Source organism: Rhizobium sp. IBUN, from assembly GCF_000510625.1.
Taxonomy (GTDB): Bacteria; Pseudomonadota; Alphaproteobacteria; order Rhizobiales; family Rhizobiaceae; genus Rhizobium; species Rhizobium altiplani.
The window spans coordinates 40,182-64,805 of the sequence record NZ_AZNV01000025.1 but is presented as its reverse complement, the minus strand read 5'-3'; the positions used below and the strand labels follow the sequence as shown (position 1 = coordinate 64,805).

The following is a 24,624-nucleotide window of genomic DNA, read 5'->3' as shown; positions in this document are numbered from 1 at the left end:
CGCCCGATAAAGCAAAAGACGGGCGTACGGCTTCCGCCGTCGCCCGTCGATCGGATACGGTTCAGATTAGAGCAGGCTGTCGATAAGGGCCGACATGGTGTCAACCGTCATGTCTCCAGAAAAGCGCTTGCCGTTGATGAGGAACGTCGGCGTGGCATTGACGCCAAACTCCTTGGAACCTCGTTCCCGCGTTGCGTTCACTTCATCCAGCAGCTTCTGGTTCGTCAAGCACTTCGTGAAGCTATCCTCAGTAAATCCAGCAAGTTTGGCCATCTGCAGCAGTGCAGCGCGGCCGTCATCGGCAGCGGCCCAGGTCTGCTGCTGCTTGAAGAGCATGGATACCATCGCGAAATACTGTTCCGGCGTGCTCATTTCTTCCGGCTTCTGCGGATTGCAGCGGGCCAGCATGAAGGCGGCAGCGGCGCGCGGATCAAAGGGGAATTCGCGGATGATGAAGCGGACCTTGCCGGTGTCGACATACTTCTTCCTGATCGCGTCGAAGGTCGTCGTGTGGAAGTGAGCGCAGTGCGGGCAGGTCATCGACATGTATTCGACGATCGTTACCGGGGCGTCTTCCTTGCCAAGCACCATTTCCGGCAGCGCGCCCGGCTTCAGCACGGCGGCCATGTCGACCTCGCCATCGGGCTGAGGCACTTCGACAGCGGCATGCGCGCTACTGAAAACCGCCAGGGTCGCGGTCGCGGCAGCCACGCCGCCCAGAAGCTGGCGTTTCGTCAGTTGCATTTCAGAAATCGGCATGAAGGTCCCCATAAATGAGAGTAGTGGCTGTGAGTCCGATATAGCGCCTCGAAGTCCTGAACAAGACACGGCTCGCGAACTTTCTTCAAAGAATTGTGACCTTGGTTGGACAGCCCGATTAAATTGCGGACAGAATTGCAGGGCCAACACTTGGAAGGCGTTAGCGACCGCGCTTGCCCAGCACGGCCGTGCCGAGCCGCTTCACGGCTTCGCGCAGCTTATCGCCCTCGATCCCCTCCATCATATCCTCCAGCTTTGCCGCAGCCGCCCCCTTCAAGGGAGGAGGCGTGCGGGAGCGCTTCACCACCGGATAGACGGGTTTCTGGACGATACGGATCTGGTGGACGGCGGCAAATCCGAAGAAGCTGTTGACGCGCTGGATCAACTCGCCTTGCGCATGGGTCAAAAACAGCGCGCGTGCGCCCTCGCAGGCGATCGTGAGCACACCGGGCCGAAAGCTGCCCTCGTCGTTGCCGCGCGCCCAGGCAATCTTTTCCGGACGCGTGCAGTCGGCGAACTCTGCACCGGCGATTTCATCCCACGAGCCGAGCAGCGCCGTGTTGATTCCGGCGCGGCGCGCCAGCACGGGATCGATCAGCCCGTTGGCCAATTCGGAGATCTGCTTTTCACCTTTGCGTGGATAACTCATCGAAACCTTCAGATCGCGCTGCGTTCAGGCACCACTGCCTTGATCGCGCGGCATTGCTTCGCCAAGTATAGGGCACTTCCCCTCACGACGGCAAATGATGACATCGACGACACTGGACGCGCCAGCCGCCAAGCCCCTTCTCGACTGGTACGACCGCCACCATCGCGATCTGCCATGGCGCGTCTCGCCGCCGATGGCGGCGCGCGGCATCAAGGCCGATCCCTATCACGTCTGGCTTTCCGAGGTGATGCTGCAGCAGACGACGGTGCCGGCGGTGAAACCCTACTTCGCCAATTTCCTGGCACGCTGGCCGAGCGTGCGCGACCTCGCCGATGCCGCCAGCGAAGACGTTATGGCGGCCTGGGCCGGGCTTGGATACTACGCCCGCGCCCGCAACCTCAAGAAATGCGCCGAGGCCGTCGCGTCCGATCATAACGGCATCTTTCCAGATACCGAGGAGGGGCTGAAGTCGCTTCCCGGCATCGGGGACTATACGGCGGCCGCGGTGGCGGCGATAGCCTTCAACCGGCAGGCAGCCGTGATGGATGGCAACGTCGAGCGGGTGATCTCGCGCCTTTACGCGATCGCTACGCCCCTACCCGCTGCCAAACCATTGATGAAACAGAAGGTGGCTCTGCTGACGCCGCAGGATCGGCCCGGCGACTTTGCGCAGGCAATGATGGATCTCGGCGCCACGATCTGCACGCCGAAGCGGCCCGCCTGTTCGCTCTGTCCCTTCAGGGGATCCTGCGAGACGCTGCGCCTGCACGATCCCGAGCACTTTCCGGTCAAGGCTGCCAAGAAGGAAAAGCCGCTCCGCCAGGGCGCAGCCTTTATTGCGGTCACCGCGGATGGTGACGTTCTGTTGCGGCGGCGCATCGAGAGCGGCCTGCTCGGCGGCATGACGGAAGTGCCGACGACCAACTGGACGGCGCGGCAGGACGGGGAAACCTCGGCCGATGCTGCGCCTTTCCCGGCTGCCTGGGAGCCTTGCGGGACCATCACCCAAGTCTTCACCCATTTCGAGCTCAGGCTGTCGATTTACCGCGTCGCGATCCCCTCGCGAATTCAAACGGATAACGGTTGGTGGGAGCCGGTTACAAATCTTGACTCGCAGGCACTGCCGACCGTCATGAAAAAAGCAATCACCGCGGCTATCCCGCTCGCGTTCAAACATGCCAAGGATTAATCGATGCCCATCGACCATATTGTTTTCGACATTGGAAAAGTACTCATCCATTACGATCCGAATATTCCGTTCAGCCGCCTCATTCCCGATGAGGCCGAACGCAAGTGGTTTTTCGAGAATGTCTGCACTCATGACTGGAACGTCGAGCAGGATCGCGGCCGCACCTGGGAGGAAGCTGAAGCCCTGCTGATCGAGGTTCATCCGGATCGCGAGGAGCATATCCGGGCCTTCCGCAAATACTGGCACGAGATGGTCCCCCTCTCCTACGACGACAGCGTCACCATCATGGAAGGCCTGATTGCCGATGGCCAGGACGTGACGATGCTGACGAACTTCGCTTCCGACACCTTCCGCGAAGCGCAGGTCCGCTTTCCGTTCCTGACGAAGCCGCGCGGCGTTACCGTTTCCGGCGACGTCGGTCTCATCAAGCCCGACATCGCGATCTACGAAACACACGCCAAGAGCTTCGGCCTCAATCCGGCGGCGACAATCTTCATCGATGACTCCGCCCCCAACGTCGAAGGCGCCAAGGCGGCCGGCTGGGATGCGGTTCTCTTCACCGGCGCCGACAAGCTGCGCGCCGATCTTGCAGCGCGCGGCGTGAGGCTCTGACGATGGCATTCGATCCGGTTGAGGAAATCAAACGCTTTCACGGCGCGATCAACGCGCTCGACTTCGATATGATCGAGGACTATTTTGCGGACGACGCGACCTATGTCTCGAACGGGGTCGGAAGCCTGTCGGGGCGGGCTGAGATCATGGTCGCCTTCCGCAAGTATTTCGAGGACTACCCGGACCAGACGGCAATCAACACGCTGGTCGAGAAGGTCAGCCCGAATGCCGGCCGCGCCGTGTGGTCCGTTCGCGCAACGCACAGCAAGACGGGCAAGCCACTCGTCCGGGAAGGCGAAGAGACGATCACCTTCAACGACGACGGTCGTGTCACTCACGTCGAGGTAACGGACTATCAGGCGTTTTGAAAGAACGCTGCGGAAAGATAAAAAGCGAGCACGAAGAAGAGCCACAGGTCGGAGAACATCGCGATCTTCCTCGACCTCTTTCTCGGCCGCTCGAGAAGATGCTTCAGACCGGCGAGCCCGTAGAAAAGGCAGGCGGTGATCGCTGCCGGGACAATCCACCGCGGCTCGAAGAGGCTGAATATGCCAAGCATGCCGATCGAGAGATTGCCGAAGCCGATCTCCTGCACCAATGCCTGCGCCTTGTGATCGGTGACACCGAAGATCGTCTCCGCAGTGAAGGCCGGGTTGATGATCTGCTTCAGGCTTGCCACGAGCAGTCGCAGGCCGACGCCCCAAAAGACGAACCATTTCCCGACGAGGAAGACGACGTTGGCGTCCGCGCTCCAATGGGCTTCGGCGGCAACCGAACCCAGCGGCAGGACAAGCATCAGCAACAGTATGATCGCAAGATACATGGCGGGGTCCTTGCCTCTTTCGGATCATCAGCCGCCGATACATGACACGGAATTGCGCTGCCGCGCGAGCCAAAATGAAGAGCGCCCGGGGTGTTGATCCCGGGCGCCAGGCCTTCTTCCGTAACTGGAGGTACAAAACACCGGAAGAAGGGAGTCTCGATCAGGTCGAGGCGCGCGTCATTCCGCCTTTGCCAGATCACTGCGGATCACGGACCGCAATTCGTCGATCGGGCGCAGGGACTGCCCGTCGTCGAAGTGCCAGAATGTCCATCCGTTGCATGCATCAAGGCCCTGGACCTTTGCCCCAAGGCGATGAATGGAGCCGGCCTCGCCACCGGAGGCGACCGTGCCGTCAGCACGAACGATCGCACTGTAGCGACGGCGCGCATCAGTCAGCACCTGGCCGGGCTTGATCAGGCCGCTTTCGACCAGCACGTTGAACGCCACGCGGACTTCCTGCTTTTTGCCGGTCATGACGGTGAGTTCAGCCTTGCCCAGCGGCTCCACCGCTTCAATGCGGGCGGAGGCCGCGTCGATGTAGTCCTGCTCGCGCTCGATGCCGACGAAGTGGCGGCCGAGGCGCTTGGCGACGGCGCCCGTCGTGCCGGAGCCGAAGAACGGGTCAAGGATGATGTCGCCGGGCTTCGAGGAAGCCATGATGACGCGGGCAAGCAGCGCTTCCGGCTTCTGCGTCGGGTGCACCTTCTTGCCGTCGTCGCCCTTCAGACGCTCGTTGCCGCTGCAGATCGGAAACAGCCAGTCGGAACGCATCTGCACGTCGTCGTTGGCAGCCTTCATGGCGTCGTAGTTGAAGGTGTAACCCTTGGCCTTGGCGTTCGGGCTCGCCCAGATCATCGTCTCGTGCGCGTTCTGGAAACGACGGCCCTTGAAGTTCGGCATCGGGTTGGTCTTGCGCCAGACGATGTCGTTCAGGATCCAGAAGTTCAGATCCTGCAGCGTGGCGCCGACGCGGAAGATATTGTGATAGGAGCCGATCACCCAGATCGTGCCCGTCGGCTTCAGGACACGGCGGCACGCGAGCAGCCAGGCGCGGGTGAAGGCGTCATAGGCTTCGAACGAGGCGAACTGATCCCACTCGTCATCGACGGCATCGACCAGCGATTGATCGGGACGATGCAGCGTGCCGCCAAGCTGCAGATTGTACGGCGGATCGGCGAAAATTACGTCTACGGAGTGGTTCGGCAGGGCTTCAAGGGCAGCAACGCAATCGCCCTTGATGATCGTGTCGATCCAGGAGTCCGGCTTTGCGGAGGCCTTGAGATCGGCAAGCGGAAATACTGACGCCATCTGGAAACTCGCTCATACACATTACGCTTTTTACTGTCTGTTATGGTTACTCAGTTTGGTTACCAAAGCCTGAAGGCATGAGCGATTTCGGGAAAATAAGTCGCAGGCGCTTTGGCGCCGAAGGAGTTGGGCAGCGGCCCCTGCCCTTCCGGCTGCTCTCGTTAGGCCGCCACGTCGTGCACCTTGCGGCTATCCGCCGGCGCTTCGCCGCGGTCATTCATGCCGTAGTCGCGGACGATGTGGCCGATGCGCAGCCGATAGTCCGCGAAGACCCCGTTGCGGCCGGCGTGCTGGGCGGCGCGGTGCGCCTCCAGGTTTCTCCACGTCTTCACAGCCTCCTCGTCACGCCAGAAGGAAAGCGAAAGCAGCTTGCCACGATTGGTGAGGCTTTCGAAGCGCTCGATCGAGATGAAGCCGTCGATCTTTTCCAGTTCACCGCGAAGCTCGCCGGCGAGATCGAGATAGGTGTGGCGTTCGCCCATGAAGGGCAGGACTTCGAAGATAACAGCGATCATGGCATCACCAGCTTTGCATGAGGAAGGGAAGTGTTTTTGAGGAAGATACGATCTTCCTTGAGAATGAAACGTTCGCGTTTGGCGAACTCGTAGTTTTCCCTGCCGAGCGTATCGGCGGCAAGACGGGCGCGATAGGCCTCGTAGGCGGCGAGGCTTTCGATATTGTACACGCCGTAAGCCGTCGTGACCGAACCCTCATGCGGTGCGAAATAGCCGATCAGGTCTGCACCGTTGCGCGGGATCGCCTGGCCCCAGTTGCGGGCATACTCGGCAAAGGCTTCCTTCTTGAACGGATCGATCTCGTAGTGGATGAAGCAAGTAATCATCGTCGTCTCCAATGAAAGAACACAAGGGGCAAAACGCCTTCAATTGGCCGCTTTTCCTTGGGTTCGGTTGGTTATTGACCGGCATTTTCGCCGATCGGCTCAATCTCTTCCTTCCGCGCGACAGGCATCTGCCGTTCGGTTCTTGAACCATTCTCCAATGCGTGACCTGATGCCGCTTCTGGCTTCGGTCACAGAGTGGCGTTCGGCTCCCGGCTTCCCATTCTCCTTGAGGAGCGCAGCCCAGTCCTGCCGGGCTCGCTAGAGTGTCATCAGGACAACCGGGATATCGTCGACGCGCCTTCCGTCGTGTTGGTGCCGCGCGGCTCATAGGCGCGCTGGTCACGCAGGATCTGGAAGGCGATCGTCAAAAGCTTGCGCGCAATGGCAACCCGCGCCTTGTTGGTCCCTCTGATTTTCAGATGCTCGTATTGGGCGCGCAGCTGCGCATCGCTGGCGATGGCAGGTGTCACCGCTTCCACGAAAGCCCAGCGCAGCCACTTGTTGCCTTGTTTGATGATCTTGCCGTGAAAGGTCTTGCCGCCACTGGAATAGGTCGACGGCACCAAGCCGGCATAGGCGGCAAGCTTCTTGGCGTTGCGGAACCGCGATATGTCGTTGATCTCCGCATCGATCAGCCGTGCAAAGAACTCGCCGATGCCGGGGATGGTCTTCAATAGCCTCACATTGCCACTGGCCTTGGTCATCGCCCGGAGCGTTGCTTCCGACTGTTTGATCCTGATGTCGATGTCGCCGATGAAGGCGAGGCCACGGTCGATCTGGATGCGGTCGATCTCAGAGACATTCACCTGCGCCAGCCGGATACGGCCGGCCTTGCCGAACAGGTCACCGAGCTTCTTCAGCTGTGCCGTCTGCTCGGGATAGCGATCGAACACCGTGACGATGCGGTTCTTCGTCATCGTCCGCAGCCGCACGTAAAACATCCGCTCGCGTAGCGCGACACGCAGCTCGCGGGCCTTGTCGCTCGGGGCCCAGGCTTCGGGCACCAGATCGGCCCGCAGCAGATGCGCCAGCACCGTCGCATCGATCTTGTCGGTCTTGATCTTGGCGTCGGCAATCGCCTTGACCTTCAACGGATGGGCGAGGACGACATCATCACAAATGTCGTCGAGCCAGTCGTAGATCACCATCCAGTTGCGCGTCGCCTCGACAACCGCATGGCTGTTCTCGCGATAGCGTTCGAGAAACCCGCCGAGTGACTGACGGTCGTTCTTTACCCGGCCGGATCTGAGCGTCTTGCCGCTGCTATCCTGCACCACCAGATGGCTATAGGATTTGTGGTAGTCGACGCCGATATGGTATTCATAAGAGGCAGTCATGCTTCCAACTCCCTCATTGAGATCTTCGAAACCCCAATAAGGTAAGCCGAAAGGCCGGAAGCGTGACTGTCCCTCGATCATCACCTGCATCTCAGTGATCCGTTCTATCGGTGGAGGCGGCGTCTTTCATGCCACCTCCTTGTTGTCTGGAGATAGTTTTCGCACATTGTCCGACGACGATGCTTCGGTTATGATCGAAGTATGAAGGAAGGACCTGATATAGCTCAGATCGGCGCACTGATCGGCGACCCCGCCCGCGCCAACATGCTGACTGCATTGATGGGCGGCAAGGCGCTGACGGCGACCGAGCTTGCAGCGGCGGGCGGTGTTACCGTGCAGACGGCGAGCACGCACCTTGCCAAGCTGGAAGCGGGCAATCTGCTCGTGCAGCGCAAACAGGGCCGCCATCGCTATTTCACGCTGGCGGATGACAGCGTCGGCAAGTTCCTGGAGAGCATCATGGGCTTTGCGGCGGGGCGCGGCCATCTGCACCATAAGCCAGGGCCAAAGGAACCGGCATTGCGCAAGGCCCGCATCTGCTACGATCACCTCGCCGGCGACTACGGCGTTCGCATGCTCGACAGCCTGATTGCCAAGGGAGCGATCGATGCCATGGGCGACGGTCTTGCCCTGACGGAGAGCGGCGAAACCGAGCTCAAAACTATCGGAATCGACGTCCACGCCCTGAAATCGTCGCGTCGGCCGCTCTGCCGCTCCTGTCTGGATTGGAGTGAACGGCGGGCGCACCTCGCCGGCAGCCTCGGCAAGGCCCTGCTTTCGAATTTCCTCGAGAAGGGCTGGGCCCGCCGCACGGCGGAAAGCCGCTCGGTGGTCTTTTCCCCGGAAGGCGAACGGCAGTTTCTTGCACTGTTTCCAGCCACCAAATAGCCGCGAACACCCGTAAAATCGAAGCCGCCCGCGACACGCAATCCAGCCATGCCCCGCTGTCGGTTGAGCTTCTGCGAGGCATCGTGTAAAGGGGCATCATCCCAAATAAGGCGCGAGTAAATGGAAGGCTTCGACCTCATTATCTTCGACTGCGACGGCGTTCTGGTCGATTCGGAAATCATCGCTGCGGATGTCGAATCCAAGCTTCTCACCGAAGCAGGCTATCCGATCAGCATCGAGGAAATGGGCGAACGCTTCGCCGGCATGACGTGGCAGAATATTCTCTTCCAGGTCGAGCGCGAGGCCAGCATCCCGATATCAGCCTCGCTGCTCGACAAGTCCGAGAGGCTCCTCGATATGCGCCTGGAGCAAGACGTGCAGGCGATAGCGGGCGTCGAAGCCGCTCTTTCGCGTCTGAAGCTGAAGCGCTGCATCTGCTCCAACTCCAGCACCGCGCGCCTCGACATGATGCTTGGCAAAGTTGGCCTGAAGCGCCTCTTCGCGCCCCACATCTTCTCGGCAAAGGATCTCGGGGCCGATCGCGTGAAGCCGAAGCCGGATATCTTCCTGCACGGCGCCGAGCAGATGGGCGTTTCGACCGAGCGTGTTGTCGTGGTCGAAGACTCCGTTCACGGCATCCACGCCGCACGCGCAGCAGGCATGCGAGTCATCGGCTTTACCGGTGCCTCGCACACCTATCCGTCACATGCCGACAAGCTGACCGATGCCGGCGCTGAAACCGTTATCTCCCGCATGAACGATCTGCCCGGCGTCGTCGCCGCGCTCGCCGAGTGGGAAGGCGCAGTGTAACTCCGGTTACTCTCGAGCAGCAGCCGCCGGAACAGTCCCCATTTGAAGTTCAGCTACAAGATCGGTCGCAGAGTCGAAACTCTGCGACCGATCTTGCTATGGGGACCGGGGTCCCCGCATAGCATCGCGACAGAACGAACTCATTCAGCTATCAAAGTAACTGTCTGTGTCTGAATGCTGGTTGTCTCGCATGACTATTTCCGTGGAATTGTGCACCCATCCCGAACTCGACGATCGGATTTCCATCCTCAGGGCGGGAGAAGAGGTTGACGCCGTCTTCGTCCGCACAGAGAGATTCAACGTCCTCGTCGACACTCTCGGAACGCCTGAGTTATGCCGGATGGCATTGGAGTTGCTTGACGAGGACATGCGCGCTCGTCCTCTCATCGTTGTCAATTCCCACATGGACTGGGATCACTTCTGGGGCAACGCCGCGATTGCCGGCAAGGCCCCGATCATTGCCCACACGGCTGCGCGTGCACGTCTGAGCGACACTTCCTGCCGTCAAGTTCTGGACGAGAAGATGCGTGAGGAGCCGCGGTTCCGAAACGTCGAACTCATCGCGCCCGATATCACCTTTTCAGATTCAATGGCCCTTCATGGCGGCGACCTCACTCTGGAGCTCATCCACACACCGGGGCACACGCCTGACCATGTTGCCATCTGGTTTCCGGAGATCCGTGTCTGCCTGGCTGCCGACGCCGTCGAGACGCCCATTCCGGAGGTCTGGAGTAAAAGCTCCAACGACCTTCGGCTGATCTGTTCATCGCTCGAACGGATCCGCGACTTGCACCCCAAGTTCGTCATCCCCGCACATGGACGGACGATCTCGCCGTCCACTGTTGACGACAACCTGTCTTATTTCCGAGCACTGGCGGCCCGGGTCGAAAACCTAAGCGCGACTGAACTCGCAAACCCGGAATTGGGAAAATTGGTGAGCCTTCGACTTCAGGATTTCGTGGCCATCCCGGCCGACATGTCGCCGGAAGCGGTGGCATTCTACGAGACGTTTCACGAAACCAATCTCGGGGCGACGATTCAAGCACGCCTGGAAGGGTTGAACGTCGCATGAGAGCCACGGCCTTGCCGATCGTCCCTTTGGTATCCTGCAATTGCTAGATTTTCAGGCTTAGCGCACCGACCATAATCTCGAAGCGCGCCGGAAGCTGCCCAGGGGCTTCGCCGTCGCTGTCGATCGGCACCGGCTCCCTGCCGATCGACCAAGCCTCGACGAGCCTTGCGCGATGGATGCTGACGAGCGGGCTTTTCAGATGGCCGCCGCTGTAGATGCTGTTCATCAGCGTCAGGACCTTCAGCCTGCCGGCGCCGCGGATGATGACTACGTCGAACAGGCCATCGGCAACATCGGCATCCGGAGCGACCTTCATGCCGCCGCCGAACCATGCGCCGTTGGCAACGGCAACCGCGGTGATCGGCCCTTCATAGATATCCTCGCCGTCCAGCCTGAGACGGATGTCGCGTGGCGTGTAACGCAGGATTTGAAGCAGGCTGTGGAAGAAGAAGACCATCGGTCCCGGCAGACGCCTGCCCTTGGGCGCCTCGTTGACGGCCTGCACGATGTGACCGGAAACGCCGAAGCTCGCGATGTTGGCGAAGTGGCGGCTGACGGTGTCCCCATCCTCGTCGTCGCAGGTGAGCAATCCGGCATCGATCTGCCGTACCGTTGGAGAGGTCAGGCGGTTGGCGATCGTAGCAGGATCGCGTGACACCGGAAAATTGCGGGCGAAGTCGCATCCGGTGCCGGTCGCAATAAAGGAGAAGGCCGTGCCCGGCCGATGCGACTTCAAAATGCCGCCGGCCACTTCGCCGATCGTCCCGTCGCCACCGACGGCGATCACCAGATCGGCGCCGTCATCCGCCAGTTCGCGCCCGAACCGTTCGGCATCGCCGTGCCCCTTGGTTTCACGCAGGCTGAGATTGGTAAATCTCGCCTCTATGGCGCGCCGCAGCGCCGACCAGAACAGCTTCTTTCCGCGTCGACCCGACGCCGGATTCAATACGATGCCGATTTTCAAGCGATCTGCTCTCCCCGCGCCGATCAGCTTAGCGATACGGAAACGTTCCTCAGGCCTTCTTCTTTTTCGTCGAAACCGGCCCTTGGTCGAAACCGATGTTCACGCGCACCATTGAGCCGGAACCGACCGGAAGCTTGATACCGTCCTTGCGGAACAGCGCCTGGGTGGCTCCGGAGCCGACCTCGACCGGGAAATTCGTTACTTCGGAATAAAGCGCATCCTCGCCGTCAAAGACCGTGATGCGAACCGGAAGCGTGACCTTACCGGGCGAACCGTTCGGGCCGGCGAGAACCCGAAGCTGGGCGACAACAGTCATCGTCAGGTTTGCATCGTTCAGGCTGCACTGGCGCGTATAGTCACCGATCGATGCCTGGAAGGCGAGTTTGTCCGCATCGCCGGTCTTGGCGCCGCCGGCATAGGTGCGGAAGATCGCGTCCTTGTCCTTCATGAAGATCTGCGGGCATGCTCCCTGGACGACAGGGGCAGTGTTGCCCGACGCGGTCTTGGCGGTGCCGATCGATGCGTTATTGGACGAGGGATTGGCCGGCGCCATCGGCATGATCTGCGCATTGCCATTCGGCTGGGCCGGTGCTGTTGCGCTGTCTCCCCCGCCCACACCGAGCGAGTTGCAGCCGGCAAGAATTGCCGCAAAAGAAGCCGAAACGATGAGACGCGAGACCTTGCCAAGCACGATTATTCCACCCTCTTCACAAAGTTTTTTGGCAGGCCCAATCACTTGATGGCAGGCCTTTCGTGACAGTTTGCGATGGTCTATATCAGCGGCGCAAACAAAAATCGATTGGGTAAGAACCGTTTTGATGCACATTTCGGGATCGCGGGCCACGGCCGGCAGGGCAAGCGAGATGCGGCGACAGGCAGACTTCCCCTCCAACCCGGATTTCCTCCGGCCGGCACATCAAGGATGACGACAGTGGATTATATCTCGACCCGCGGCGAAGCCCCTGCCCTCGGTTTTTGTGATGCTTTGCTGGCCGGCCTGGCGCGCGACGGCGGTCTCTACGTGCCGCGTAAGTGGCCGCATTTCACGAAAAAGGAAATCCGCGCGCTTCGGGGCAAGAGCTACCAGGAGGTCGCCTTTACGATCCTTTCGCCTTTCACCAACGGCGAGATTCCCGACGAGACGTTCCGCTCCATGATCGACGACGCTTATGGTACCTTCCGTCACCCTGCGATCGCCCCGCTCGTCCAGACCGGCCCGAACAGCTTCGTCATGGAGCTGTTCCACGGCACGACGCTGGCGTTCAAGGATGTCGCGATGCAGCTGCTCGCCCGGCTGATGGACTATGCCCTGGAGAAGCGTGGCGAGCGCGCGACCATTGTCGGCGCCACCTCCGGCGACACTGGCGGCGCGGCGATCGACGCATTTGCCGGTCGCGAACGCACCGACATCTTCATCCTCTTCCCGAACGGCAAGGTCTCGCCGGTGCAGCAGCGCCAGATGACAACCTCCACGGCCTCCAACGTTCACGCGCTTGCCGTCGAAGGCAATTTCGACGACTGCCAGAACCTCGTCAAAGCAATGTTCAACGATGCACCTTTCCGCGACCGCGTTAAACTCTCCGGCGTCAACTCGATCAACTGGGCCCGCATTATGGCCCAGATCGTCTACTACTTCACGACGTCGATCGCGCTTGGCGGACCGGACCGTAAGATTTCGTTTACCGTGCCGACGGGCAATTTCGGCGACATCTTTGCCGGTTACTGCGCCAAGCGCATGGGCCTGCCGATCGGCAAGCTGGTGGTCGCCACCAACGAGAATGATATCCTCGACCGCACGCTCAAGACCGGCCGCTACGAGATGAAAACCGTGAAAGCGACGACTTCGCCGTCGATGGACATCCAGATCTCCTCGAACTTCGAGCGGCTGCTGTTCGAGGCCTATGATCGCGACGCATCGAAGGTTCGCGCGGCGATGAACAGCCTCAAGCAGTCCAACGGCTTCGAGATTGCAAAGGACGCCCTCGCCTTCATCAAAAAGGACTTCCGCGCCGGGCGCGCCAGCGAAAAGCAGGTCGCCCTGACGATCAAGAAAACCCATGCCGACACCGGCTATCTTCTCGATCCGCATTCGGCAATCGGCGTCTTCGTTGCAGGTAAACACGAGAAGCCGAACGCGCCGATGGTGACGCTTGCCACCGCACACCCGGCAAAATTCCCCGCCGCCGTAAAATCGGCCTCCGGTATTGACCCCGCGCTTCCGACGTGGCTTGCTGATCTGATGCACAAGGAGGAGCGCTTTCAGATTGTGAAGCCTGAGCTCAAAGCCATTGAGACCTTCATCGGCGAGCATACTCGGGCCTAAGTAACGCAGGCGCAGAAAGATAGCCAATGACAGTTGAGTGCACCCGGCTCAAATCCGGGCTGACAGTAGTCACACAGACCATGCCGCATCTGGAAAGCGTTGCGCTGGGAGTTTGGATCAAATCAGGATCGCGCAACGAGACGACAGACGAGCATGGCATCGCTCACCTGCTCGAGCACATGGCCTTCAAGGGCACGGCACGCCGCAGCGCGCGCGAAATCGCTGAAGAAATCGAGGATGTCGGCGGCGAGGTCAATGCCGCAACATCCACCGAAACGACCTCCTACTATGCCCGCGTGCTTAAGGATCATGTCCCGCTCGCTGTCGACATCCTGGCCGATATCCTGACGGAGTCCGCCTTCGAGGAGGAAGAACTCGAGCGTGAGAAACAGGTCATCCTGCAGGAAATCAACGCGGCAAACGACACGCCTGACGACGTCGTTTTCGACAAGTTTTCCGAGACCGCCTATCGCGACCAGACCCTCGGCCGGGCGATCCTCGGCACGCCGCAGACCGTGGTGTCGTTCACGCCGCAGCAGATCCGCGGCTATCTCAGCCGCAATTACACGACCGACCGGATGTTCGTCGTTGCGACCGGCGCCGTCCGGCACGACGAGTTCGCTCGCATGGTCGAGGAGCGCTTCGCGAGCCTTCCCACCTCGCCATCGGCGACGCCCGTCATGGAGCCTGCAAAATACATCGGCGGCAATATCCGCGAGACGCGCGACCTGATGGATGCGCAGATCCTGCTCGGCTTCGAAGGCAAGGCCTATCACGCCCGCGACTTCTACTGTTCGCAGATCCTCGCCAACATCCTCGGCGGCGGCATGTCATCCCGGCTGTTCCAGGAGGTGCGCGAGATCCGCGGCCTCTGCTATTCCATCTACGCCTTCCACTGGGGTTTCTCCGATACCGGGATATTCGGCATCCATGCCGCCACCGGCGGCGAGAACCTGCCGGAGCTGGTGCCTGTTATCATTAACGAACTACACAAGTCGGCGGCGACGATCGAACAGAAGGAAATCGAACGCGCCCGCGCCCAGATCCGCGCCCAGCTGCTGATGGGCCAGGAAAGCCCCGCCGCCCGCGCCGGCCAGATCGCAAGGCAGATGATGCTCTACGGCCGCCCCATCTCCAACCAGGAGATGATGGAACGCCTCGAGGGGATCACGGTCGAGCGCCTTACGGATCTTGCGGGACGCCTGTTCTTCGATACCGTGCCGACGCTCTCGGCCATTGGACCGCTCGAACATCTGGCCCCGATGGAGGATATTACCGCGTCTCTTTCCTCGCCCGATCACCAGGGCAAGCAAGCCCTCGTCTGATCCCAGATCCATCCTGCCGGGAGTGATCGATGCCAAAATCGGTTTTTCGGTTTCTGTCGCGACAGCCGGATTCGGTCGAGCTCGAGAACGAGCACTATGTGCTGCGCCTGCCGCGCTACCAGGATTTCAACCAGTGGCACAAGCTGCGGGCGGCGAGCCGGCAGTTCTTGGAACCGTGGGAGCCGACATGGCGCCGCGACGAGCTGACGGAGGGCTCCTATCGCGCCCGTGTCATCCGCGGAAAGCAGGAGTACGCTTCCGGCCAGGCCATTCCGCTCCTTCTGTTTCACAAAAAGGGCATGACGCTGCTCGGCGGCATCACGATCGGCTACATCAGGCGCGGGGCGGCACAAAGCTGCATGATCGGCTACTGGATGGGCGAGGCTTATGCCGGTCAGGGTCATATGTTCGCCGCACTTCAATTGGTTATACCCTACATCTTCGCAGGGCTTGAGTTGCACCGTATCGAAGCAGCCTGTATTCCAGACAATGCTCGGAGCATCCGCCTGCTTGAAAAAGCCGGGTTTCAGCGGGAAGGCTATCTGCGCGGATACTTGAAAATCAACGGTCATTGGCACGACCATGTAATGTTCTCATTGCTCGCCACCGACACGGATAAAGGCAGGATAACCGACAGCCGATGACCAACAACCGCATGCTGCTCTCATCACCGGCCAGGCGATCGATCGCGGTGATCGCAGCTCTCTTGCTGTCAGCCATCCTGCTAGTGGCTGGCCACGTTCAGGCCGCCGAACCGGTCAAGATTTCCCGCGACGACACGGCACTCGACCTGACTGCCACGACGGAGATCTACGCCAACCAGGGCGAAGCCTTTCAGGTCTCGACCGCTGCCGGTGCCGACGGTATCCGTCGCCGTATTGAGGTACGTGCCAGCTCCGACAATCACCAGGGCGACTGGGCCGTCTTCGCGCTTGCCAACGTCTCCGACGAGCAGCTTGAGCGCGTGATCGTGGCCCCCCACTTCCGCCTCGTGAATTCCAAGCTTTTCTGGCCGGACCTCGGTTCGCAGCGCGTTATCGCCATTACGCCGAGCGAAGGCTTTGCGCTCGACCGGCAGCCGAGCGACGAGGCGGACGTGTTTCGCATCACGCTCAACCCCGGCGCCGTCATCACCTTCGTTGCTGAGCTGACGACGCCGGAGCTGCCGCAGATCTACCTCTGGGAACCCGACGCCTACAAGGACACGATCAACGCGTTCACGCTCTATCGCGGCATCGTGCTCGGCATTGCCGGCCTGCTGGCGGTGTTCCTGACTATCCTTTTCGTCGTCAAGGGCACGTCGATGCTGCCGGCAACGGCGGCACTCGCCTGGGCCGTCCTCGGCTACATTTGCGTCGACTTCGGCTTTCTCGGTAAACTGATCAGCATTGCGTCGACCGACCAGCGAATATGGCGCGCCTGTGCGGAAGTCGCCCTTGCCTCCAGCTTCGTCATCTTTCTGTTCACCTATCTCAACCTCAACCGGTGGCACACGCACCTCGGCTACGTGACGCTCGCCTGGGTGCTCGGCCTGGCGTTGCTTTTCGGCGTCGCGATCTACGACCCGGCAATTGCCGCAGGCATCGCGCGCCTCTCCTTCGCGCTGACCGCGACGTTGGGCCTTCTGCTGATCGTCTACCTCGGGCTCAACCGCTATGACCGCGCGATCCTGCTGGTCCCGGCCTGGGCCTTGATCCTTGTCTGGATCTTCGGTGCATGGCTGACGATTACCGGCCGGCTCGATAACGACATCATCCAGCCCGCACTCGGCGGCGGCCTTGTTCTCATCGTCCTGCTGATCGGCTTTACCGTGATGCAGCACGCCTTTGCTGGCGGCGCGTTCCAGCAAGGGCTGTTTTCCGATCTCGAGCGTCAATCGCTGGCTCTAACGGGCTCGGGTGATACGGTTTGGGACTGGGATGTGGCGCGCGATCGTATCGTCACGATACCCGATGTCTCCGTCAAGCTCGGCCTCCCGCTCGGCGCTATGCATGGCGCCGCGCGCAATTGGCTGCCGCGGCTGCATCCCGACGATCGCGACCGCTTCCGCGCGACGCTTGATGTGCTCCTTGAACATCGCCGCGGGCGACTAAACCACGAGTTCCGCATCCGCGCGGAAGACGGTCATTTCCACTGGCTTCTCATCCGCGCGAGGCCTGTGCTTGGTTCGAACGGTGAGATCATCCGCTGCGTCGGCACCATCATCGACGTCACCGAACAGAAGAACTCCGTCGAGCGGCTGCTCCACGACGCACTGCACGACAACCTGACCGGCTTGCCGAACCGCCAGCTGTTCCTCGATCGCCTGCAAGCCGTGCTGGCATTGGCGCCCGGTGGCGAGACGCTGCGCCCGACGGTGATGGTGATCGATATCGACCGCTATAAGCTGGTGAACGATACGCTCGGGATCGCCGCCGGCGACAATATCCTGATCGCGCTCACGCGCCGCCTGCGCCGCCTCCTCAAGCCGCAGGATACGCTCGCGCGCCTCTCCGGCGATCAGTTCGGTCTCATCCTGACGTCCGAACGCGATCCGACGAAGGTGGCCGATTTTGCCGATGCGATCAGCAAGGCGATCATGGTGCCGATCAACTTCTCCAATCGCGAGATCATCCTGACGGCGTCGATCGGGCTGGCCTCCTTCGTCGATCAGCAGGAAAGTGCTGCGGGCATGCTCAGCGACGCGGAGCTCGCTATGTACCGGGCAAAGCGCGCCGGCGGCAATCGCGTCGAGCCGTTCCAGCCCGCCTTCCGCGATTTCGGCGCCGACCGGCTGCAGCTCGAATCCGACCTGCGCCGCGCCATCGAGCGCAAGGAACTGTCGATGGTCTACCAGCCGATCGCAGGGCTTGAAGACGTGGAGATCGCCGGCTTCGAAGCTTTGATGCGATGGGAGCATCCGAAACGCGGCAGCATTCCGCCTTCGGAGTTCATACCGATCGCGGAGGCATCCGACATTATCGACATGCTCGGCCGCTTCGCGCTGGAGCAGGCGACGAACGACCTGATGGGCTGGGAGAACCAGACGGGCGAACTGCCGATCTTCGTCTCGATCAACCTCTCCAGTGCGCAGTTGCTTAACAACGAGCTTTTCGACGACGTCCGCTCGGTGCTGGCGAAGACCCATTGCGATCCGTCACGCCTGAAACTCGAGCTGACGGAATCCATGGTCATGGAGAACCCGGAACAGGCGCGCCTCGTTCTCGAGAAGCTGCGCGAAATGGGCCTTGGCCTTGCTCTGGATGATTTCGGATCCGGCTATTCGTCGCTTGCCTATCTGACGCGCTTCCCGTTCGACACGATCAAGCTCGACAAGACGATGGTGTGCGACACTAGCGACAAGAAGGCGACCGTGATTCGCTCCGTGATCGCCATGGCGCGCGAACTGGATATGAAGGTCGTTGCCGAGGGGATCGAGTCCAACGAGGATGCGATGGAACTCGCCAAGATGGGCTGCACCTTCGGGCAAAGCTATCTGTTCGGACCGCCGATGGCATCGGAGTCCGTCTTGCGGCTGCTGAAGGAGCGGTTCCCGCTGACGAAGCGCGCCTAGCCGACCCGCGACCCGAGCTATGCCGCTCCCTATTGCGGCGCAGCGGCTCCCGCTATCAGCTGATGCATGTATTCAAGCTTGGTGACCACCGGCGCTGAGAGCACGAACGGATAGGAATCGGGCTGTCCCATGCTGCGCTGTATCGAGTTGATCGCAACGCTGAGCGGCACCCACTCGTCGACAAGCTGATCGGCACTTGCTGCCCTGTAGGGGTCGAAATCCACCTCGGCCGCCATCTCTTCGTGACCGCGGGGATCAATTGCAACGCCGAAGGCTCGAGCGGTCTCCAAGGTATCGACAATGTGAAGGTAATGAGCAAAACACTCAGCGAAGTCCTCCCAGGGATGAACGCTGGCATAAGCACTGACGAAACTCTCTTGCCAGCCGGGCGGAGCGCCGTTCGCGTAGTGCCGTGCAAGGGCTTCGCTGTAGTCTTTGCGCTCATCGCCGAACACCGCTCGGAATCCATCGAAGGCGGTCCTATCGCGCACGAGGCGGTTCCAGATGAAATGACCCGTCTCGTGGCGGAAATGACCGAGCAGCGTCCGGTAAGGTTCGTTCATCGAGGTGCGAGCCTGTTCGCGCGTGACGTCGTCGGCCTCGGCGGCCCGAATTGCGATAAGGCCCTCCTCGTGTCCCGTCATCGCTGGCACGACGCTGCCGTCTTCCTTGACGGTGTCTTCGAGGAAGTCGAAAACCAGGCCGCCTACGGGATCCTGCGTGCGGTCCGGGTGCGGCAGCCGCCAACGCAAGAGGGAGTAGAAGAGGTGCCGCTGTGCCTGGCTGATGCGGCGCCACCGATCGACGCCATCTTGCGTCGCTGAATTCGGCACAAGCCTGTTATGCCGGCAGGCGACGCAGTAATCCCCCGCGTCTCCGTCCTCCACCAGCCAGTTGCAGACGTCGAGGCCGGCATTGGCACAGAAGCGCACCAGATCCGGCTGAGCCACGTATTGCCAGACATCGCCGTCCTGCTGCTGAACTGCATGCATGCGCAGACTATTCGACAGGAAGCCAAGGCGATGACCGCACCGAACACACTGGCGATTGTCGAAATGAACAACCTGGTCGCAGTTGTCACATACAAAGAGCCTCAACGCGCGCCTCCCTCGGGATGGGGATCAAAAACCCATCGTGCAACATGGACGGCGGGCAATTTCCGGTCGTGGTTTCCATCAACCTGCTTCTCCTGACTGGGCCTTATTGCCCGCGCCAGCAGAGAACGCGCTTTTTTTGCAGATCGTTCCGCCGATTAGGCGTGGCCGGCTTCGGCTGAGAGCATGGCGGCATTGATACCCATTGCGGCCAGTGCTCGCTCGTACTTGTCGTCGAGGCTGCGATCGAAGATCAGCTCCTCATTCGCCGCGCATGTGAGCCAGCCATTGTTGCCGACTTCGGCTTCCAGCTGTCCCGCACCCCAGCCGGCATAGCCGAGCAGCATGGTCGCCCGCTTCGGTCCCTTGCCATTGGAAATGGCGCGGATGATGTCGAGCGTTGCCGTCATGCAGATATCGTCACTGACGGGAATGCTGGATTCGCAGAGATAGTCATCGGAGTGCAGCACGAAGCCGCGGCCGCTTTCCACGGGCCCACCCGTCTGGATCGGGCAATCATGCTGAGGAAGGAGGATAGCTTCTTCGTCCTTGATCATTTCGAGATGCAGGAGAACGTCAGTAAAGGTCAGCTCTTGCGGGCGGTTGATCACGAACCCCATCGCGCCGGCATCCGAATGGGCGCAGATGTAGATCACCGTGCGGGCGAAATTTCGATCCTCCATGCCCGGCATGGCAATGAGAAACTGGCCATCGAAGAAGCCGCGTTCTCTTTTGTTTTTCACGGTCGCCAAGGACATCACTCCTCCTTCTGCCAGACCGCGCTAGGCCCCGACACCATGAGCATGAGCCAATGTCACGGATCAATCAACTGAAAATGAAAACTTAAATGTACGCGAGTTCTAGCCGAGCATAGGGATTTTCAATACATCATTGATCCATGCAGACTATTTCACTCACCATCCGCCAATTCGGTTCCGCCCTGTGCCTGTTCGTCGCCGTGCTGCAGTTTTCTCAGCCCGCCAGGGCGGAGATGAGCGCCTGGGCCGACAACGAGGGCGGTCGGATGCGCCTGATCGCGCTTCCGCCCGATGCAAACGGAAATATTCGCGCCGGATTGCAGATCGAGCCGAAGCCAGGCTGGATCACCTATTGGCGCGAACCGGGCAACAGCGGCATCCCGCCTCAAGTCACTCTCTCCTCCGAAGGCGTGTCGCTCGACAAGATGAGCTACCCCGTCCCAAAGCACATTGTCGCCGACAAGATCGATGAGGTTGCCTACGACGCGCCTGTCACCTTCCCGCTGCAACTGACGGCGAAAGACCCTGCTCTTCATGAGCTCAAGGCAAACGCCTTTATCGGCATCTGCGAGGAAATCTGCATCCCCTTCCAGGCAGAGCTATCGCTGACCTTTAAACAATTGGCCCAGTCGCGGCCGGCCGAAGAGGCCATTCTCAGGGATGCCGAGGCAGCCTTGCCACAAGCCGCCTCCTCCGCATTCAAAGTCGACGACCACGCGCTGTCGGCCGACATGAAGCAACTTTCCCTCAGCATTACCCTGCCGGAGAGTGGCGAGAGCGCGCCTGAGGTGATCGTCACAGGCCCGAGCGGGCGCGTCTTTACCAAACAGACGGCAACCCATCGCGACGGTCGCAACTTCACGACGACGCTGTCCGTGGACAAGCTTCCCAAGGCATATGACCTCAGCGGAAAGACATGGAGCGCTCTTGTCATCGACGGCTCGCGCGCCATCGAGACACCGCTTGCCTTTGAGTGATCTCGTTCTATAGTCGCGCCAAAATCGCGGCACTAGTGCCGCCATATGACAAGGAGACGTCCATGACCATCGCAATCGGCGACAAGCTTCCTGCGGCCACTTTCAAGGAAAAGACGTCGGATGGCCCGGTCGAAATTTCGACGGAGCAGCTTTTCAACGGCAAGCGCGTTGTTCTCTTTGCGGTCCCCGGCGCGTTCACGCCCACCTGCTCGCTGAACCACCTGCCGGGTTATCTCGAGAACCGCGACACCATCCTTTCCAAAGGCGTCGATGACATCGCCGTCGTCGCCGTCAACGATTGGCACGTGATGGGTGCCTGGGCCCAGTCTTCGGGCGGCATGGGCAAGATCCACTTCCTCGCCGACTGGGACGCGGGCTTTACCAAGGCGCTTGGCCTCGACACCGATCTCTCGGCAGGCGGTCTCGGCGTTCGCTCGAAGCGTTACTCGATGCTCGTCGAAGACGGCGTCGTGAAATCACTGAATGTCGAAGAAAGCCCAGGTCAGGCTACGGTTTCCGGCGCCGCCAGGATGCTGGAACAGCTGTAAGGCTTCGAGCCTCAACCAAACTGAAAGCGGCCCATGCGGCCGCTTTTTTGTTTCGTCGTCAAAGTTCACAGCACGCCATTTTTTTGCCTCATTTGTTATAACATAACTGTAATGTTATTACATTTTGGTGTTGCTATGACTTTTTGGGAGCTTCGACATTCTTCAGGCCTGATGGCGCTCTCTGCCGGCCGTCGCGTCTTCTATGTTGCCTTGATCGGCATCCCGCTCTGGGCGGCAATCCATTGGGCGACGCTGCTGCCATGAGCGCCATTGCGATCGAGCTTGAAGATCTGACGGTCGCCTATCAGCGGCATCCAGCCGTGCATCATGTGACCGGAACCATCGCGGCCGGAAGCCTGACGGCGATCGCCGGCCCAAACGGAGCCGGCAAATCGAGCCTGCTGAAGGCGATTATCGGAGAACTCCGTCCCTCCTCCGGCATGATAAGGCACCGGCTGAAGAGCACGGATTTCGGCTATCTGCCACAGGCAGCCAACATCAACCGCCGCTTTCCTATCTCGGTACTCGACACGGTTCTGCTGGGAGCCTGGCGACAGTCTGGGGCCTTAGGGCACATTGCATCAGCGGAGTGGCAGAAAGCGCACGACGCACTGGAGGCAGTTGGGCTGGGAGGCTTCGAACGGCGCGGCATCGGATCGCTGTCGGCTGGCCAGTTTCAGCGCGTGCTCTTTGCAAGGCTGCTGCTGCAGGATGCGAATGTCATCCTTCTCGACGAGCCGTTCACGGCTATCGATGGCCGCACCACGCGGGATCTTCTGGATATCGTTGCCAACTGGCATGGCGAAGGCCGAACGGTGCTTGCTGTCCTTCACGATTTCACGCAGGTCCGCGCCCACTTTCCGCAGACACTCCTGCTTGCGCGCGACGTCATCGGCTGGGGCGCAACGGCGGATGTCATGTCCGAGGCGAACCTTCGCAAAGCGCGGGCGATGGCCGAGCGATGGGACGAGAGCGCCGGCATTTGCGAGCCCGCCAGATGACCGCCTACGATCTCCTCCTCGCGCCCTTCGCGGATTATGGCTTCATGCGCCGCGCGCTCGTCGCCTGCCTGTGCCTGGGGCTTGGCTCCGGGCCGATCGGTGTGTTCCTGATGCTGCGGCGAATGAGCCTCGTCGGCGATGCCATGAGCCATGCCGTTCTGCCCGGCGCCGCCATCGGCTATCTTATTGCCGGTTCGCTCTCGCTTACGGCAATGGGATTGGGCGGGCTCGTTGCCGGGCTTTCAGTTGCACTTTTGTCCGGCATGGTCAGCCGCGCGACCTCCTTACAGGAAGATGCGAGCTTCGCCAGCTTCTACCTCTCCTCGCTGGCGCTCGGCGTGCTCATCGTTTCGCTGCGCGGTTCGAATATCGACCTGTTGCACGTTCTCTTCGGCACCATCCTCGCGATCGATGCATCCGCCCTTTACGAGATCGGCGCGATCAGCACGGCGACGCTGGCAACGCTTGCGATCATCTACCGGCCGCTGGTCGCGGAATGCTTCGATCCCGGCTTTCTCCGAGCCATCGGCGGACGCGGACCGATCTATCACTTTATCTTCCTGCTGCTGGTCGTACTCAATCTGGTCGCGAGCTTCCAGGCCCTGGGGACGTTGATGGCGGTCGGCCTTATGATGCTGCCGGCCGCTATCGCGCAGCTCTGGTCGCCTAGCCTCCCGTCGATGATGGCAATCGCGGCGGCGAGTGCCACAGCCTCCGGCTATCTCGGGCTCATCGCCTCCTACCATCTCGAACTCGCCTCCGGACCGACGATCATCATGACGGCGGCGCTGCTTTACGCCATTTCGATCTTCCTTGCCCCGTCGGGCCTTGCCCGGCGGTATCTTCCTCGCCCGCATCTGAAGGGCTGACAACCGGAGACCCCCAATGATTTCCCGCAGACTGCTTTTCTCAATGATGCTTCCCGCACTCGTCGCGCTTTCGACGACGTCGGCTTCTGCCGCAACCCTCAAGGTGGTCGCATCGTTCACCGTGCTTGCCGACGTCGTCCGCCAGGTCGGCGGCGACCGCGTCACGGTCACAAGCCTCGTCGGCCCGAACGGCGACCCCCATGAGTTTGAACCATCACCAAGCGACGCGAAGAACCTCAACGCTGCACAGGTTGCCTTCGTCAGCGGTGAGGGTCTGGAGGGTTGGATGGACCGCCTGATCAGCGCCTCGGGCTACAAGGGCAAACCGGTCGTCGTCTCGGAAGGGATCAAGTTCCGCAGCATGGAAGAGGATGGGCAGACGGTCACCGACCCGCATGTCTGGAACAGCCCGGTCAACGTCAAGGTCTGGGTCGCCAACATCGAAGGGGCGCTTGCGAAGGCCGCGCCGGCCGATGCTGCGGCGTTCAAGACCAACGCCGAAGTCTATTTGAAGAAGCTTGATGCGCTCGATGCCTACGCGCACTCGGAGCTTGCCAATATCCCTGAGGACCATCGCAAGGTCCTGACCAGCCACGACGCCTTCGGTTATTTCGGCCGTGAATATGGCGTGCAGTTCCTCGCGCCGGTCGGCGTCTCGACGGAGAGCGAAGCTTCCGGCGCCGATGTCGCCAAGCTGATCGAGCAGATCAGGGCCGAGCACGTGAAAACGTATTTCATCGAGAATTCCAACGATCCGCGCCTGGTCAGGCAGATCGCGAAGGCGACGGGGGCAGAACCCGGCGGCGAGCTCTACGTCGAGTCTCTTTCCGACGCCAAGGGGCCGGCTTCGACCTACGAGAAGATGTTCCGCTACAACGTCGATCTGCTCGTGGCGGCGATGGCGAAAGCCAGCTGACGGCGACG

27 protein-coding genes are annotated in these 24,624 nt (G+C 60.8%); 16 read left to right on the top strand and 11 right to left on the bottom strand.

Going from position 1 to position 24,624, the window contains the following annotated elements; genetic code table 11:
• Positions 1 to 66: 66 nt before the first annotated feature.
• Both RHIBUN_RS0121520 and RHIBUN_RS0121515 read right to left on the bottom strand, forming a co-directional pair.
• Positions 67 to 759 (bottom strand): DsbA family protein, encoded by a 693-nt coding sequence (locus RHIBUN_RS0121520; protein WP_025661124.1) that lies wholly within the window; start codon positions 757 to 759, stop codon positions 67 to 69.
• 160 nt (positions 760 to 919) lie between these two features.
• Entirely contained in the window at positions 920 to 1,408 is a 489-nt protein-coding gene (locus RHIBUN_RS0121515; protein ID WP_018116432.1) for a DUF721 domain-containing protein, read from the bottom strand.
• A gap of 97 nt (positions 1,409 to 1,505) precedes the next feature.
• Here RHIBUN_RS0121515 and mutY point away from each other — a divergent pair, with 97 nt between their 5' ends.
• Genes mutY through RHIBUN_RS0121500 form a run of 3 tightly spaced genes read left to right on the top strand, consistent with a single transcriptional unit; the run spans position 1,506 to position 3,577 of the window.
• Positions 1,506 to 2,597 (top strand): A/G-specific adenine glycosylase, encoded by a 1,092-nt coding sequence (mutY, locus tag RHIBUN_RS0121510; RefSeq protein ID WP_025661123.1) that lies wholly within the window; start codon positions 1,506 to 1,508, stop codon positions 2,595 to 2,597.
• Between the two features lie 3 nt (positions 2,598 to 2,600).
• On the top strand, positions 2,601 to 3,209 hold the full coding sequence (locus RHIBUN_RS0121505) for an HAD family phosphatase (protein ID WP_025661122.1): 609 nt from the start codon (positions 2,601 to 2,603) through the stop codon (positions 3,207 to 3,209).
• Between the two features lie 2 nt (positions 3,210 to 3,211).
• Positions 3,212 to 3,577: a nuclear transport factor 2 family protein gene (locus RHIBUN_RS0121500; RefSeq protein WP_025661121.1), complete on the top strand. Its 366-nt coding sequence runs from the start codon at positions 3,212 to 3,214 to the stop codon at positions 3,575 to 3,577.
• Here RHIBUN_RS0121500 and RHIBUN_RS0121495 read toward each other — a convergent pair.
• The 5 genes from RHIBUN_RS0121495 to RHIBUN_RS0121470 all read right to left on the bottom strand — a co-directional run bounded on the left by RHIBUN_RS0121495 (position 3,565) and on the right by RHIBUN_RS0121470 (position 7,518).
• A complete protein-coding gene (locus RHIBUN_RS0121495; protein ID WP_025661120.1) occupies positions 3,565 to 4,032 on the bottom strand; it encodes a DUF6790 family protein in 468 nt (155 codons plus the stop codon). The two genes, RHIBUN_RS0121500 and RHIBUN_RS0121495, sit on opposite strands and share 13 nt — an antisense overlap.
• Before the next feature lie 177 nt (positions 4,033 to 4,209).
• Positions 4,210 to 5,340: a site-specific DNA-methyltransferase gene (locus tag RHIBUN_RS0121490; protein ID WP_016553038.1), complete on the bottom strand. Its 1,131-nt coding sequence runs from the start codon at positions 5,338 to 5,340 to the stop codon at positions 4,210 to 4,212.
• A gap of 161 nt (positions 5,341 to 5,501) precedes the next feature.
• Complete coding sequence (locus tag RHIBUN_RS0121485; RefSeq protein WP_018116426.1) at positions 5,502 to 5,855, bottom strand: antibiotic biosynthesis monooxygenase; 354 nt, start codon at positions 5,853 to 5,855, stop codon at positions 5,502 to 5,504.
• Positions 5,852 to 6,181, bottom strand: coding sequence for an NIPSNAP family protein (locus RHIBUN_RS0121480; RefSeq protein ID WP_025661119.1), 330 nt, complete (start codon positions 6,179 to 6,181; stop codon positions 5,852 to 5,854). Before RHIBUN_RS0121480 ends, RHIBUN_RS0121485 begins: the two co-directional genes overlap by 4 nt.
• Positions 6,182 to 6,450: 269 nt before the next feature.
• A complete protein-coding gene (locus tag RHIBUN_RS0121470) occupies positions 6,451 to 7,518 on the bottom strand; it encodes an IS110 family transposase (protein ID WP_025661118.1) in 1,068 nt (355 codons plus the stop codon).
• Between the two features lie 201 nt (positions 7,519 to 7,719).
• Here RHIBUN_RS0121470 and RHIBUN_RS0121465 point away from each other — a divergent pair, with 201 nt between their 5' ends.
• The 3 genes from RHIBUN_RS0121465 to RHIBUN_RS0121455 all read left to right on the top strand — a co-directional run bounded on the left by RHIBUN_RS0121465 (position 7,720) and on the right by RHIBUN_RS0121455 (position 10,288).
• Complete coding sequence (locus RHIBUN_RS0121465) at positions 7,720 to 8,406, top strand: helix-turn-helix transcriptional regulator (protein WP_025661117.1); 687 nt, start codon at positions 7,720 to 7,722, stop codon at positions 8,404 to 8,406.
• Between the two features lie 120 nt (positions 8,407 to 8,526).
• Positions 8,527 to 9,216 carry an HAD family hydrolase gene (locus RHIBUN_RS0121460; RefSeq protein WP_025661116.1) on the top strand — a complete coding sequence of 230 codons (690 nt, stop codon included), beginning with the start codon at positions 8,527 to 8,529 and terminating at the stop codon, positions 9,214 to 9,216.
• 190 nt (positions 9,217 to 9,406) lie between these two features.
• Positions 9,407 to 10,288 (top strand): MBL fold metallo-hydrolase, encoded by an 882-nt coding sequence (locus RHIBUN_RS0121455; protein WP_025661115.1) that lies wholly within the window; start codon positions 9,407 to 9,409, stop codon positions 10,286 to 10,288.
• 43 nt (positions 10,289 to 10,331) lie between these two features.
• On the opposite strand, the gene RHIBUN_RS0121450 is transcribed toward RHIBUN_RS0121455, so the two are convergent.
• On the bottom strand, positions 10,332 to 11,252 hold the full coding sequence (locus RHIBUN_RS0121450; RefSeq protein WP_025661114.1) for a diacylglycerol kinase family protein: 921 nt from the start codon (positions 11,250 to 11,252) through the stop codon (positions 10,332 to 10,334).
• A gap of 49 nt (positions 11,253 to 11,301) precedes the next feature.
• A complete protein-coding gene (locus RHIBUN_RS0121445) occupies positions 11,302 to 11,946 on the bottom strand; it encodes a hypothetical protein (RefSeq protein WP_025661113.1) in 645 nt (214 codons plus the stop codon).
• A 228-nt stretch (positions 11,947 to 12,174) separates the two neighbouring features.
• Here RHIBUN_RS0121445 and thrC point away from each other — a divergent pair, with 228 nt between their 5' ends.
• The 4 genes from thrC to RHIBUN_RS0121425 are packed head-to-tail and all read left to right on the top strand — an operon-like array spanning position 12,175 to position 18,453.
• Positions 12,175 to 13,575: a threonine synthase gene (thrC, locus tag RHIBUN_RS0121440; protein WP_025661112.1), complete on the top strand. Its 1,401-nt coding sequence runs from the start codon at positions 12,175 to 12,177 to the stop codon at positions 13,573 to 13,575.
• 26 nt (positions 13,576 to 13,601) lie between these two features.
• Positions 13,602 to 14,900, top strand: coding sequence for a pitrilysin family protein (locus RHIBUN_RS0121435; RefSeq protein ID WP_025661111.1), 1,299 nt, complete (start codon positions 13,602 to 13,604; stop codon positions 14,898 to 14,900).
• A 29-nt stretch (positions 14,901 to 14,929) separates the two neighbouring features.
• A complete protein-coding gene (locus RHIBUN_RS0121430) occupies positions 14,930 to 15,544 on the top strand; it encodes a GNAT family protein (protein WP_025661110.1) in 615 nt (204 codons plus the stop codon).
• On the top strand, positions 15,541 to 18,453 hold the full coding sequence (locus RHIBUN_RS0121425) for an EAL domain-containing protein (protein ID WP_025661109.1): 2,913 nt from the start codon (positions 15,541 to 15,543) through the stop codon (positions 18,451 to 18,453). The genes RHIBUN_RS0121430 and RHIBUN_RS0121425 overlap by 4 nt, the downstream gene beginning before the upstream one ends.
• A gap of 29 nt (positions 18,454 to 18,482) precedes the next feature.
• On the opposite strand, the gene RHIBUN_RS0121420 is transcribed toward RHIBUN_RS0121425, so the two are convergent.
• Together RHIBUN_RS0121420 and RHIBUN_RS0121415 are read right to left on the bottom strand one after the other, a co-directional pair.
• On the bottom strand, positions 18,483 to 19,550 hold the full coding sequence (locus RHIBUN_RS0121420) for a putative zinc-binding metallopeptidase (RefSeq protein ID WP_025661108.1): 1,068 nt from the start codon (positions 19,548 to 19,550) through the stop codon (positions 18,483 to 18,485).
• A 155-nt stretch (positions 19,551 to 19,705) separates the two neighbouring features.
• On the bottom strand, positions 19,706 to 20,305 hold the full coding sequence (locus RHIBUN_RS0121415; protein WP_018859013.1) for a YqgE/AlgH family protein: 600 nt from the start codon (positions 20,303 to 20,305) through the stop codon (positions 19,706 to 19,708).
• A gap of 140 nt (positions 20,306 to 20,445) precedes the next feature.
• Here RHIBUN_RS0121415 and RHIBUN_RS0121410 point away from each other — a divergent pair, with 140 nt between their 5' ends.
• From RHIBUN_RS0121410 to RHIBUN_RS0121385, 6 genes are all read left to right on the top strand, one after another.
• Positions 20,446 to 21,282: a protein-disulfide reductase DsbD domain-containing protein gene (locus tag RHIBUN_RS0121410; protein WP_025661107.1), complete on the top strand. Its 837-nt coding sequence runs from the start codon at positions 20,446 to 20,448 to the stop codon at positions 21,280 to 21,282.
• Between the two features lie 62 nt (positions 21,283 to 21,344).
• The gene (locus tag RHIBUN_RS0121405) at positions 21,345 to 21,830 is read left to right on the top strand and encodes a peroxiredoxin (RefSeq protein ID WP_018859011.1); all 486 of its coding nucleotides are present in this window, start codon (positions 21,345 to 21,347) and stop codon (positions 21,828 to 21,830) included.
• 135 nt (positions 21,831 to 21,965) lie between these two features.
• Positions 21,966 to 22,094, top strand: a complete 129-nt coding sequence (locus tag RHIBUN_RS37935) for a hypothetical protein (protein ID WP_272481253.1) — start codon at positions 21,966 to 21,968, stop codon at positions 22,092 to 22,094.
• Positions 22,091 to 22,831 (top strand): ABC transporter ATP-binding protein, encoded by a 741-nt coding sequence (locus RHIBUN_RS0121395; RefSeq protein ID WP_025661106.1) that lies wholly within the window; start codon positions 22,091 to 22,093, stop codon positions 22,829 to 22,831. The genes RHIBUN_RS37935 and RHIBUN_RS0121395 overlap by 4 nt, the downstream gene beginning before the upstream one ends.
• Complete coding sequence (locus RHIBUN_RS0121390) at positions 22,828 to 23,700, top strand: metal ABC transporter permease (RefSeq protein ID WP_025661105.1); 873 nt, start codon at positions 22,828 to 22,830, stop codon at positions 23,698 to 23,700. Before RHIBUN_RS0121395 ends, RHIBUN_RS0121390 begins: the two co-directional genes overlap by 4 nt.
• Positions 23,701 to 23,716: 16 nt before the next feature.
• The gene (locus RHIBUN_RS0121385) at positions 23,717 to 24,616 is read left to right on the top strand and encodes a zinc ABC transporter substrate-binding protein (RefSeq protein WP_025661104.1); all 900 of its coding nucleotides are present in this window, start codon (positions 23,717 to 23,719) and stop codon (positions 24,614 to 24,616) included.
• Positions 24,617 to 24,624: the final 8 nt, after the last annotated feature.